Origin of the sequence: Streptomyces sp. NPDC007084, from assembly GCF_040703595.1 — a bacterium.
Taxonomy (GTDB): domain Bacteria; phylum Actinomycetota; class Actinomycetes; order Streptomycetales; family Streptomycetaceae; genus Streptomyces.
On record NZ_JBEYFY010000036.1, the window covers coordinates 1 to 12,617 of the forward strand.

The 12,617-nt window shown below is 72.1% G+C and carries 9 protein-coding genes; 6 read left to right on the top strand and 3 right to left on the bottom strand.

The window, feature by feature from the left end:
• The first annotated feature begins 99 nt into the window (after positions 1-99).
• A complete protein-coding gene (locus AB0912_RS24865; protein ID WP_366703343.1) occupies positions 100-603 on the top strand; it encodes a cytochrome P450 in 504 nt (167 codons plus the stop codon).
• Here AB0912_RS24865 and treY read toward each other — a convergent pair.
• Positions 563-2,956, bottom strand: coding sequence for a malto-oligosyltrehalose synthase (gene treY / locus AB0912_RS24870; protein WP_366703444.1), 2,394 nt, complete (start codon positions 2,954-2,956; stop codon positions 563-565). The genes AB0912_RS24865 and treY overlap by 41 nt on opposite strands.
• A 584-nt stretch (positions 2,957-3,540) precedes the next feature.
• On the bottom strand, positions 3,541-5,649 hold the full coding sequence (gene glgX / locus AB0912_RS24875; protein WP_366703345.1) for a glycogen debranching protein GlgX: 2,109 nt from the start codon (positions 5,647-5,649) through the stop codon (positions 3,541-3,543).
• Positions 5,650-5,827: 178 nt separating this feature from the next.
• Between glgX and AB0912_RS24880 the strand changes: the two genes are divergently transcribed.
• From AB0912_RS24880 to AB0912_RS24895, 4 genes are all read left to right on the top strand, one after another.
• Entirely contained in the window at positions 5,828-6,664 is an 837-nt protein-coding gene (locus AB0912_RS24880) for a Tat pathway signal sequence domain protein (RefSeq protein ID WP_366703347.1), read from the top strand.
• A gap of 65 nt (positions 6,665-6,729) precedes the next feature.
• Positions 6,730-8,046 carry a copper amine oxidase gene (locus tag AB0912_RS24885; RefSeq protein ID WP_366703349.1) on the top strand — a complete coding sequence of 439 codons (1,317 nt, stop codon included), beginning with the start codon at positions 6,730-6,732 and terminating at the stop codon, positions 8,044-8,046.
• 149 nt (positions 8,047-8,195) lie between these two features.
• A complete protein-coding gene (locus AB0912_RS24890; RefSeq protein ID WP_366703351.1) occupies positions 8,196-9,434 on the top strand; it encodes an SAV2148 family HEPN domain-containing protein in 1,239 nt (412 codons plus the stop codon).
• A 118-nt stretch (positions 9,435-9,552) separates the two neighbouring features.
• Positions 9,553-10,275: a 3'-5' exonuclease gene (locus AB0912_RS24895; protein WP_366703353.1), complete on the top strand. Its 723-nt coding sequence runs from the start codon at positions 9,553-9,555 to the stop codon at positions 10,273-10,275.
• 51 nt (positions 10,276-10,326) lie between these two features.
• Here the strand turns inward: AB0912_RS24895 and AB0912_RS24900 are convergent, their stop codons facing one another.
• The gene (locus AB0912_RS24900) at positions 10,327-11,190 is read right to left on the bottom strand and encodes an aminoglycoside phosphotransferase family protein (protein WP_366703355.1); all 864 of its coding nucleotides are present in this window, start codon (positions 11,188-11,190) and stop codon (positions 10,327-10,329) included.
• A 166-nt stretch (positions 11,191-11,356) separates the two neighbouring features.
• Here AB0912_RS24900 and mgt point away from each other — a divergent pair, with 166 nt between their 5' ends.
• Entirely contained in the window at positions 11,357-12,562 is a 1,206-nt protein-coding gene (mgt, locus tag AB0912_RS24905) for a macrolide-inactivating glycosyltransferase (protein WP_366703357.1), read from the top strand.
• The last annotated feature ends 55 nt before the right edge of the window (positions 12,563-12,617 follow it).

Consider the following 12,617-nt stretch of genomic DNA (forward strand, 5'->3'; position numbering starts at 1 on the left):
CACGGCGGACACGGTGGTGATCGCGGCGGTCACCCCGTCCAAGGTGACCGCCGAGCTGAGTGACGAGGTGGCCGCCGCCCTCGCGTACACGACGCGGCCGTGACGGGCGTGGCCGGGGTCCTGCTGGGCGCGGGCGGCGACACCACCGCCCGCGCGCTCGCCTCGTACCTCGCCAACCTGCTCGACCATCCCGCCCAGTTGGAGGCGATCCGGGCCCGACCGGACCTGGCGGGCGGCGCGTGGGCCGAGTCGCTGCGCCGGGACCCGCCGCTCCAGGTGGTGCCGCGCCGCGCCCTGGAGACCGTCGGCCCGATCCCCGCCGGCGCCACCGTGGCGTGTCTGCCGGGTGCGGCGGGCCGCGACCCCGGGCGGTTCGCGGACCCCGACCGCTACGACGCCTTCCGCGCCGACCCGGGCGACCTCGCGTACGGCGCGGGACGGCACGGCTGCCCCGGCACCTCACTGGCCGCCCTGGTCGCCCACCACGGGTTGCGCGCCCTGCTCGACGTCCTGCCGGGCCTGTGCCGGGCGCCGGGAGACCGGCCCCCGGCACAGGGGCTGATCAGCCGGTCGCCCCGGACCCTGCCGGTCCGGTTTCGCTGACCCGTTCCAGCAGCACCGCGGGCGCCTCCCCGAAGAGGTCCGCCACGCGCGCGTGCCTGGAGAACACCCGCTCCGGAGCCTCCGGGGAGAGCACGTCGGCCCACCGCCCCGCCGGGAGCGCGAGCCGCGTGTCGCCCCAGCCGCCCGCCTCCGCGAGCCGCAGCGACAGCCGGGTGACCGCCGTGATCACCTCGCCGGAGCGCGCGAACGCCAGGCAGTGCCCGGCCGCCGGACCCTCGGCGGCCAGCGGCGCGTAGCTCGCCCCGGCCCCGAAGACCTCCGGCCGCCGGGCCCGCAGCCGCAGCGCGGCCACCGTGAGCGCCACCTTCTCCTCGGAGGTGTCCCGGGGCGCGAACGCCCCCCGGTTGTCCGGGTCCACCAGCGCCCGGTACTCGCCCTCCGTGCCCTGGTACACGTCCGGCACCCCGGGCATCGTCAGGTGGACCAGAGCGGCCCCGAGGACGTTCGCCCGGATGTGCGGGGCCAGCGAGGCCCGCAAGGCCGCCACGCGCCGTCCTGGAGGCCCGCACGGCCCCTCCGCCACGAACGCCGCCACCGCCTCCTCGTAGGCGGGGTCCCGCTCGGTCCACGCGGTGTGCGTCCCGGCCTCCCGGATGTGCTTCGACAGGGCGTCCTGGACGCGGGCTTCGTACGAGCCGGCCGATGCCCCCGCGCCCCCCTCCCCGGCCGGTCCGAGCCCGAACACCGTCTGCCACGCGGCCCACGCCACCTGCGGGTCGGGCATCCCCGCCCCGTCCCGTGCCACCTCCTCCAGGACCTCGGACCAGCGGTCCGGGCACTCGGAGAGGACCGCGACGGCGGCCCGCACGTCGGCACTGCGCTTGGTGTCGTGCGTGGACAGGACGGTCCCGGTGCCCGGCCAGTCGCGCTGCACGCGCGCGCAGTACGCGTGGAAGGCCTCCGGGGAGACCGCCGGACGGCCCGGGTCGCCGCCCACCTCGTTCGCCGGCAGCAGCGGTACGTAGCGGTAGAACGCGGTGTCCTCCACGGACTTGGCCCGCAGCGCGGACGAGGTCTGCGCGAACCGGGCCCGGAACTCGGCCTGCTCCGGCCCGTCGTCACCCCGGCCGAGCACCATGTCCCGTACGACGTCCACGGCGTGCGCCTCCTCGGGCACCGTGAAGAGGGCCCGGGCCTCGTCGGCGGCCTCCTCGGTCACCACCAGGGAGGCGTCCGTGGACGGGTAGGGCCGGTACACCTCCACGCGGACGAGCAGTTCGCGCAGCGCGGTGTGGAGCGCCCAGGGGGCGTGGTCGCGCAGGGCGGGGTCGGCGGAGGCGGCGCACAGCCGGCTCGCCACCCGCGTGAGACGGTCGACCTCCGTGGCCAGTTCGTGGTCGACGACCGTGTACGCGGCGCGCCGGACCGTCGTCTCCCAGTGGCCGCCCTGGTCGGCCTGCGGCGCGGCGAACAGCCGGTACCGGCCGAGCAGCCGGCTCGCCCCCGCCGGGTCGGCGAAGAGTCCGTCGACGTGGTGCAGCGCGTCGTACCCGGTGGTGCCCGCCACGGGCCACGCGGCGGGCAGCGGCTCGCCGTCCGCGAGGATCTTCTCGACCACCGTCCACCGGCCGCCGGTGGCCTCGTGCAGCCGGCGCAGATACGCGTCCGGGTCGGCAAGGCCGTCCGGGTGGTCCACGCGCAGCCCGTCGATCACGCCTTCGTGCAGCAGTTCGAGGATCTTGCCGTGGGTCGCGGCGAACACCTCGGGGTCCTCGACCCGGACCCCGATCAGCTCCGAGATGCTGAAGAAGCGCCGGTAGTTCAGCTCGGTGCGGGCCAGCCGCCACCACGCCGGGCGGTACCACTGGGCGTCGAGGAGCCGTGGCATCGGCAGCTTCTCGGTGCCCGCGCGGAGCGGGAACACGTGGTCGTAGTAGCGCAGTATGTCGCCGTCGACCTTCAGCTGGCCGATCTCGGCGCCGAGCCGGTCCCCGAGCACCGGCAGCAGGATCCGGCCGCCCTGGGCCTCCCAGTCGATGTCGAACCAGCGCGCGTACGGCGACTCGGGGCCCTCCCGCAGGACCTCCCAGAGGGCACGGTTGTGGCGCGGGGACATCGCCATGTGGTTCGGCACGATGTCCACGACCAGGCCGAGACCGTGCTCCCGCGCGGTGCGCGCCAGCGACCGCAGCCCCTCCTCGCCGCCCAGTTCGGCCCGCACGCGCGCGTGGTCCACGACGTCGTAGCCGTGCGTCGAGCCCGGCACGGCCTCCAGGACGGGCGAGAGGTGCAGATGGGACACGCCGAGCGAGGCCAGATACGGCACGGCCGCCTCGGCCTTCCCGAAGGGGAACTCCGGCTGGAGCTGGAGCCGGTAGGTGGAGGTGGGCACGACGGGCGGCGGCGGGCCGGGGACCACCGAGTCCGCCAACGCCGGTTCGGGACGCTCAGAAGTCATGGGGCTTACGTACCCGCCCGGCCGCCTTTCGTGTCACCCGGACACGCAGATGGGCACCCACGGAGTCCGGCCGGGGGCACGTACGGCCACGCCCGTGCCCGCCGGCCGGGGTGAACACGTAGGGCCACGCCCGTGCCCGCCGCCCGGGGTGAACACGTAGGGCCACGCCTGGTGCCCGCCGCCCGGGATGAACCCGTACGGCCACGCCTGGTGCCCGCCGCCCGGGGCGAACACGTACACGCGCGCGCCTCCCCAAAAGCGGCACACGCGCGTGCCCCTCCCGCAAAGCCGGAAAGGAGGCGCACGCGCGTGTGCGGGCCGTCGGCGTCCGCTAGGGCGTGTCGTTTGGATCATGTGGCGGGTCGCGGGGCAGGGCACGCACATCTGCGGCGTTGTCGTCGGTTGCCGACGCTCCGCGTCGTCGCCCTCCTCCGCCTTGCAGCTGCACGCACCCTGCCCCGCTCGGCCCAGCCGACAAGGCGCCGCACTCCGGCGCCACCTGATCCAAACGACACGCCCTAGGCGGGCCGCTGAAGCACCGTCATGCTCCGGTCGACCAGGGTCAGCCGGTCGCCGGCGTCGACCTTGGCGCCCGAGCCCGGGGGGATGCCGCCGGGGACGGAGGTGTCGACCACGACCTGCCACTGGCGGCCGTGGTCGGCCGGCACGACGAAGTCCAGCGACTTCGGCGACGCGTTGAACATCATCAGGAAGGAGTCGTCGGAGATCCGCTCCCCGCGCGGTCCCGGCTCGGAGATCGCGTTGCCGTTGAGGAACACCGACAGCGCCCGGGCCGTCGCGGAACCCCAGTCGTGCTGGGTCATCTCCTGGCCCTCGGGGGTGAACCAGGCGATGTCCGACAGCTCGTCGTGGGTGCCCTGGACGGGCCGGCCGTGGAAGAAGCGCCGCCGCCGGAAGACGGGGTGGTCACGGCGCAGCCACACCATCGCGCGCGTGAAGTCGAGCAGCTCGCAGTCCTCCTCGGGCCACGGCACCCAGGACAGCTCGCTGTCCTGGCAGTACGCGTTGTTGTTGCCGCCCTGGGAGCGCGCGAACTCGTCGCCGTGGCTGAGCATCGGCACGCCCTGGGAGAGCATCAGCGTGGCGATGAAGTTGCGCCGCTGCCGGCCGCGCAGCGCGAGCACGCCCTCGTCGTCCGTCTCGCCCTCGGCGCCGCAGTTCCACGAACGGTTGTGGCTCTCCCCGTCGCGGTTCTCCTCCCCGTTGGCTTCGTTGTGCTTCTCGTTGTAGGAGACGAGGTCGTTGAGCGTGAAGCCGTCGTGGCAGGTGACGAAGTTGATGGAGGCGAGCGGCCGGCGCCCGTCGTCCTGGTAGAGGTCGGAGGAGCCGGTCAGTCGGGAGGCGAACTCGGCCAGGGTGCGCGGCTCGCCCCGCCACATGTCGCGGACCGTGTCGCGGTACTTGCCGTTCCACTCGGTCCACAGCGGCGGGAAGTTGCCCACCTGGTAGCCGCCCTCGCCGACGTCCCAGGGCTCGGCGATCAGCTTCACCTGGGAGACCACCGGGTCCTGCTGGACCAGGTCGAAGAACGACGACAGCCGGTCCACCTCGTGGAACTGGCGGGCCAGGGTCGCCGCCAGGTCGAAGCGGAAGCCGTCCACATGCATCTCGGTGACCCAGTAGCGCAGCGAGTCCATGATGAGCTGGAGCACGTGCGGGGAGCGCATGAGCAGCGAGTTTCCGGTGCCCGTGGTGTCCATGTAGTAGCGCGGGTCGTCCGCCAGGCGGTAGTACGAGGCGTTGTCCAGACCCCGGAAGGACAGTGTGGGGCCCAGGTGGTTGCCCTCGGCGGTGTGGTTGTAGACCACGTCGAGAATGACCTCGATGTTCGCCTCGTGCAGTGCCCGGACGGCCGACTTGAACTCCAGGACCTGCTGGCCTCGGTCGCCCCAGGAGGCGTACGCGTTGTGCGGGGCGAAGAAGCCGATGGTGTTGTAGCCCCAGTAGTTGTTGAGGCCCATGTCGACCAGCCGGTGGTCGTTCACGAACTGGTGTACGGGCATCAGCTCCAGTGCCGTGACGCCCAGTTCCGTCAGGTGTTCGATGATCGCCGGGTGCGCGAGCGCCGCGTAGGTGCCCCGCAGCTCGTCCGGGAGCGCCGGATGCCGCATGGTGAGGCCCTTCACGTGGGCCTCGTAGAGCACCGTGTGGTGGTACTCCGTCCGGGGGCGGCGGTCCTCGCCCCAGTCGAAGTACGGATTCACCACGACGGACGTCATCATGTGCGGCGCGGAGTCCAGGTCGTTGCGCTTGTCGGGCGACCCGAACGGATAGCTGTACACCTCCTCTCCCCACTTGATGGCGCCGGAGATCGCCTTCGCGTACGGATCGAGCAGCAGCTTCGCCGAGTTGGCGCGCTGCCCGTGCTCGGGCGCGTACCGCCCGTGCACCCGGAATCCGTAGCGCTGCCCGGGCATGACGCCGGGGAGGTAGGCGTGCCGGACGAAGGCGTCCGTCTCGCGCAGCTCCACGGCCGTCTCCGAGCCGTCGTCGTCCAGCAGACACAGCTCAATACGGTCGGCGGCCTCCGAGAAGACCGCGAAATTGGTACCGGCACCGTCGTACGTGGCACCGAGTGGATATGCCTCACCAGGCCAGACCTGCATGGATATGACTCTTCCAGTAGTGCCGTGCCCCTGGGGGCGAGTCCGAGACGAGTCTCCCCGAAAGTGATGGAACCTCCTATGACTTACATCCCTCTTACCCCGCGACCAGGCATACCTCGTATGCCGAACCAGTGGGGCTTCGAACGACTCCTGGAACTCAGGAGGAGCAGGGGGACATGTGCGCAGGACAGTGCACCGCCATCTGGGCAAGGTGGTGGCCGGTGCGGCCATCGCGGTGGCCGGTACGGCCGTGATGATCGGCATCACCCTTCCGGGTACGGCGGGCGCCGACGACACGGCCGGCGGCAAGGGCGGCGGGGGAACCGCGCGGCAGGCCGCCGAACAGGGACGGACGCGGGAACTGGCGCAGGGACCGGGCGGCGCGGTGCGGCCCGGCGTCGTCGAGCAGGCGCCGGCCCAGGGGGCGAAGGGCACCGGACGTGATCCGCTGACCGACGACGAGATGAAGCGCGTCGAGCGCATCGCGGTGAGCCGGCAGCTCTTCGACTCCAGCAAGGACGTCGAGGGGGCGCGCGGACCGCAGCGCCTCGGCATCGACCTCGCCGAACCCGAGACCTCGGAACTGGACGACCCGCACGCGCCGCGCCGCGCCGACGTCACGTTCTACGACTACAAGGACGACACGCTCGTCACCCGTACGGTCAACCTCGACACCGGCAAGGTCGAGCACACCGGCGTCCAGCACGACGTGCAGCCGCCGATCACCCGGGCCGAGATGACCGAGGCCGCCGACCTGCTGATCGCCGACCCGCTCGGCGCGGGCCTGAAGGCCGACTACAAGGACGCCACCGGCAAGGAACTGACCACCTCCGGCCAGCTCGTCCTGAACAGCATGGTCTACCGCGCCACGCCCGGCGCGCAGCCCGCCGCCCTGGACGCCTGCGGCGTGCACCGGTGCGTGCGGCTCTTCCCGAAGGTCAAGAACGGGCCCTGGATCGACAGCCGCACCCTGGTGATCGACCTGAGCGCCCGCAAGGTGGGCAGGCTCGGCTGACCGCCGGCTCCGCCGTTCGTTCTTCCTTCCCACCTTCACCGCTTTCCGCAAGGAGTCGCTTCCTCATGCGTGTCAACAGAAACAGCCGTGTCCGCCGCCGGGCGGCGGCGGGCCTCTCCGTGCTCGCCCTGGCCGCCGCCGCCACGACGGCCGCGGGGCCGGCCGTCGCCCAGCCGAAGGCCGCGCCGGCGCCGGCCCCCGACTGCAGTCCGGCCTACCGGATCGAACAGAAGCTCGCCACCGGTACCACCTGGCGGATGTGCTGGCACTACGAGAGCGAGGCCGGGCTCGTCCTGGAGGACATCTCCTACCAGCCGCCCGGCGAGGCCCGCCCGATCAAGGTCCTCAGCACCGCCAAGCTCGCCCAGATCGACGTCCCCTACGACGACGGCTCCGTCGAGTACAGCGACCTGACGGGCGCCGGATTCGGCCAGGGCCTGGTCGACATGGCCCCCGCCGAGTGCCCCGGCGGCACCATCAAGACGGTCAAGGTCCCCGAGGCCTGGGACCCGCAGCACGCGAACGTCAAGGGCCTGTGCACCACGACCCGTTCACGCGGCCACGCCTACCGCATGCAGGCCGACACCGGGAACAAGGTCTTCCAGAAACAGGGCAAGGACCTGCTCGTCTACACCGTCAACAAGGTCGGCTGGTACGAGTACATCACCGAGTGGCGCTTCCAGGACGACGGCACCCTCAACATGAACGTCGGCGCCACCGGCAGCCTCTCGCCCGGTGACTACGACGCGGGCGACGGCCGCGGCTGGCCGCTCGGCAAGGGCGCCAAGGACTACGCCACCAGCCACAGCCACAACGTGTTCTGGCGGCTCAACTTCGGCCTGGACGGCTCCTCCAAGGCCAAGATCGAGCAGTACGACTCCAAGGTCAGCCCGCCCGCGCGCGGCGCCGAGGCACCCAGCAACAAGACCACCGTCACCAAGGTCACCAAGGAACTCGCCGGCGACGCCAAGAACATGCGCTGGTGGCGCGTGGTCAGCAACTCCGGCAAGAACAAGGACAACCACCGCCGTTCCTACGACCTGGTCCCGGGCGCGACCACCAAGTACCTCGGCCGGTCCTTCACCAAGCACGACGTCTACTTCACCGAGTACAACAAGTGCGAGCAGTTCGCCAGCGACAACCTGCGCAACTGCGGTGCCGGACACGGCAAGTCCGTCGACAAGTGGGTCGGCGGACAGACCCTCACGCACCCCGTGGTCTGGGTCAACGTGGGCTTCCACCACATCGCCCGTGACGAGGACCAGCAGCCCATGCCGGTCCACTGGCAGGGCTTCTCCCTCGCCCCGCGCGACGTCACCGCCATGAATCCGCTCACTCCGCCGGAGCTGGCGGACCAGAACGGGCAAGCGCGACCGAGGTAGTTGGGAAACAGCCTGTCCATCGGGCTGCACCGCCGACCGCTCCCGGAGTACCCTTCCTTGATCGTTGATTGGGGGCCCGGCCCCCGAGGACTGGTGGATCGGGGCCTGGCCCCTGGGGATTGCTCGGGGGAGCGGAAGGCGGTGCGCGGGTGGGCTCGGGAGGGCTGGAGCTGCCTCCTGGTGACGAGGGTCACGAGGGGAACTCCACAGATGTCCCACCCGGCGCGGTGTCCCTGGCACGGCCGATGGAGATGGGATCGATCGGACCGGAGCTGGACTGGGGCGCGGACGCCTGGCGCGAGGTGCGCACCCGCGCCCAGCGGGCCGGCCGCGCCTACATCTGGCTGAACCTGGTCGAACAGCGGCTGCGCGCCGTGGTGGCCGCCGTCCTGCGCCCGGTCTACGAACCCGTGCACGGCGACGACTGGGTGGTCGCCGCCGCGGGCCCCGCCGGACAGGAGTGGGTGCAGCGGGCGGTCGCCGTACGCGAAGTCAGCCGCCGCAAGGGGTACTTGCTCGACCCGGCGGACGACAACGTCCTGAGCTTCCTCACCCTGCCCCAGCTGCGCGAGCTGATGGTGCAGCACTGGCCCTGCTTCGAGCCGTACTTCGACGAGCGTCGCGACGTCGAACTCGCCCTGGACGAGCTGGAAGTGACCCGCAACGTCGTCTCGCGCAACCGCGCCCTGTCCGAGGCGGTCCTCGGCCAGGCCGAGCGGGCCGCGGCGAAGCTCCTGGAGATCCTGGGCGCCGGCAGCGACGTGCCCTCCGCCCGGCGGCTGCCCGTCGACGCCGTCGAGGAACTCGTCGGCGACCGGTACGCCGACGTCGTCGGCGTGCACTCCGACCGGGTGCGGCTGCTGCGCCAGTTCCCCGCCGAGGACCTCTTCGGCGGCGCCCGCCGGCTCGACGCGATCGGCATCGGCCTGAACCTGCTGGTGCAGAACTTCTCCGGACGCAGGCTCGTCCGGCTCGCCGAGTCCGGCTGCCGGGTCCGCCTGCTGTTCCTGAACCCCGCCTCCAGCGCGGTGAAACGCCGTGAGCGCGAACTCGGCATCAAGCGCGGCGAGTTGAGCCGGGCCGTCGAGATGAACATCCTGCACATGCGCCGGGTGCGGTCCAAGCTGCGCGACCCGGACGCCTTCCAGATCCAGGTCTTCGACGAGACGCCCCGCTTCACCGCCTACCTCGTGGACGGCGACGGCTCGGACGGCATCGCCGTCGTGCAGTCGTACCTGCGGCGCACCCGCGGCATGGAGGCGCCCGTACTCGTCCTGCGCGGCGGCAGCCGAGTGGTCAAACCGGACGACAAGAGCGAAGAGGGGCTTTTCCCGACGTACCGCGAGGAGTTCGAGGTGGCCTGGGCGGATTCGCGGCCCGTGTCCTGAAAACGCCCCTCTCGCGCTGGCCTCCCGCCGCCGGGCGGAACGCGGTCCCCGGATTGTCAGTGGCCCATGCGATCGTGGAGACCACTGGGGGAAAGCACCACGAAGAAGGGGGGCCACCATGAGCTGGCACCGGGAGCTGCTGATCGGCTTCGACCTGGAGACGACCGGCACCGATCCGCGAGAGGCGCGCATCGTCACGGCCGCCGTCATCGAGGTCAGGAACGCCGAGCCGCAGGGCCACCGCGAATGGCTGGCCGACCCGGGCGTGAAGATCCCCGCCGACGCGGTGGCCGTGCACGGCATCACCAACGAGCGGGCCGCCGCCGAGGGCCGCCCCGCCGACCAGGTCGCCGACGCGCTCGCCGAGGCCCTCACCGGCTACTGGAAGGCGGGCGTCCCGGTCGTCGCGTACAACGCCGCCTTCGACCTCACCCTGCTCTGCGCCGAACTGCGGCGCCACGGACTGCCGTCGCTGCGCGACCGGCTCGACGGCGGCGACCCGGGGCCGGTCATCGACCCGTACACGATCGACCGCTCCGTGGACCGCTACCGCCGGGGCAAGCGCAACCTCGAAGCGGTCTGCACCGAGTACGGGGTGGCGCTGGACACCGCCCACGACGCCTCGGCCGACGCCCTCGCCGCGGCCCGCCTCGCCTGCGCGATAGCCGTCCGCCACCCGAAGGTGGCGACCCTCGGCCCCGCCGAACTGCACCGCCGCCAGATCGAGTGGTACGCGCAATGGGCCGCCGACTTCCAGAGCTTCCTGCGCCGCAAGGGCGAGGCCGACGCCGTCGTGGACGGGAACTGGCCCCTGCGGGACCTGGCGGACGAACGCGTCTGAGCAGGGCGGCCCGCTTGCTCGCGCTCCATGTCCCAGGGCCCCCGCCCGCGCTCAGAACGGATACCAGCGCACGCTTTCGTCGCCGTCCCGCAGGGACCTGACCCGGCGGTTGAACTCGGTCAACGCCTTGGGGTTGGTCGGGGTGTGCTGGGCGACCCAGGCGCAGCTCGCCGTTTCGCGGGCGCCTCGGAGGACCGAGCAGCCCTCCCAGGTCCGGACGTCCCAGCCGTAGGTCTCGGTGAAGGTGTCGTAGGCCTCGGCGGCGAGGCCGTAGCGGTCGCGGGAGAGGGCCATGACGACCAGGTCGTGTTCGCGCAGATCCGCCGAGAAGGTCTCCAGGTCGACCAGGACCGGTCCGTCCGGGCCGACATGGACGTTGCGGGGCAGGGCGTCGCCGTGGATCGGCCCCGGCGGCAGCTGCGGGGTGAGCGCGGCGGCGGCCGAGGCGAAACCGTCCCGCCGCTCCCGCAGATACGCGGCGTCCGCGGGGTCGATCGCGTCGCCCGCCAGCCGCAGCCAGCGCTCCACCCCGCCGAGCAGTTCCCGGGGCGGCAGGGCGAACGCGGGGGAGGGCAGCGCGTGCACCACCTTCAGCAGCCCGGCCAGATCGCGCGGCTCGGCGGGGCGTACGGCGTCGGGCAGCCGGTGCCACACCGTCACCGGGTGCCCGTCGACCAGCAGCGGTTCCGGCTCGGCGGCCCGCACGGCGGGAACGTCCGAGGCGGCGAGCCAGCCGGCGATGTCCAGCTCCCGCCGCGCGCGGTCGAGGAGTTCCGCGTCCCGGCCCACCTTCACGACCAGGTCACCGGCGGCGAACACCGCGTTCTCGCCGAGGGCGAGGAGTTCCGCGTCCCGCGCCGGACCCGGCAGTACCTTCGCCGCGGCCAGTACGTCCCGCGCCCGTGCCTCGTCCATCGCTCGCCTCCGTGTCCTCGCGCGCGGCCCGCGCGCCCTCGCGTCACGGTTCCCGGTGCACGCCATCCGGCCGCCAGTGTCGCATTCCCACAGGTCGGACCGGGTGCGCGGCCCATCGGCCGGTAAACAGATGGACGATACGTATCGTCTCGCCTAGGGTCGCCGCATGACCAGTCGACCCGCCCATATCGCCATGTTCTCCATCGCCGCGCACGGCCATGTGAACCCGGGCATCGAGGTGATCAGGGAACTCGTCGCCCGCGGCCACCGGGTCACGTACGCGATCCCGCCCGCCTTCGCCGACCGTATCGCCGAGACCGGCGCCGAACCGAAATTGTGGAACTCGACCCTGCCCACCGACGACGACCCGGACGCGTGGGGCACCGAACTGATCGACAACATCGAGCCGTTCCTCACGGACGCCTTCCAGGCCGAACCGCAGCTCGCGGCGGCCTACGCGGGAGACGAACCGGACCTGGTGCTCTACGACATCACCGCCTACCCGGCCCGGGTGCTCGCGCACCGCTGGGGCGTCCCCATCGTGCAGCTCTCGCCGAGCATGGTGGCCTGGGAGGGCTACGAGGAGGAGGTCGGCAAGCCGATGTTCGAACCGCTCAAACAGACCCCGCGCGGCAAGGCCTTCTTCGATACCTTCGCCGGCTGGATAGCCGCTCACGGCATGGAGTTGAGCGTCGAGGACTTCATGGGCCGCCCCGACCGCTGCCTCGTGCTCATCCCGCGCGCCCTCCAGCCCCACGCCGACCGGGTGGACGAGGAGCGCTACACCTTCGTCGGTGCCTGCCAGGGAGACCGCGCCGCACAGGGCGAGTGGCGGCGGCCCGCCGGCGCCGGGAAGGTGCTGCTGGTGTCCCTGGGCTCCAGCTTCACCAAGCAGCCCGCCTTCTACCGCGCCTGCGCCGAGGCGTTCGCGGAACTGCCGGACTGGCATGTCGTCCTGCAGATCGGCAGGTTCGTCGCTCCCGGAGATCTCGGCGAACTGCCGGGCAACGTGGAGGTGCACTCCTGGGTGCCCCAACTCGCCGTGCTCCGGCAGGCGGACGCGTTCATCACCCACGCGGGGGCCGGCGGAAGTCAGGAGGGCCTGGCCACCGGCACGCCGATGGTCGCCGTACCGCAGGCGGCCGATCAGTTCGGCAACGCGGACATGCTCCAGGCCCTGGGCGTCGCCCGGCACCTCCCGATGGCCGAGGCGTCACCCGCCGCGCTGCGCGAAGCGGTCCTGGCGCTCACGGGCGACCCCGAGGTGGCGGAACGGCTCAAGAGGATCAAGGAGCGGATGGCGGCAGAGGGCGGCACACGCCGGGCGGCGGATCTCATCGAGGATCGCCTGTCTCTCGGGTCCCTCGGCTGAACGAGACGTACCCGCCCCGGGGGATCGAGGACTGTTCGCCCCCACTCTTCCCAGG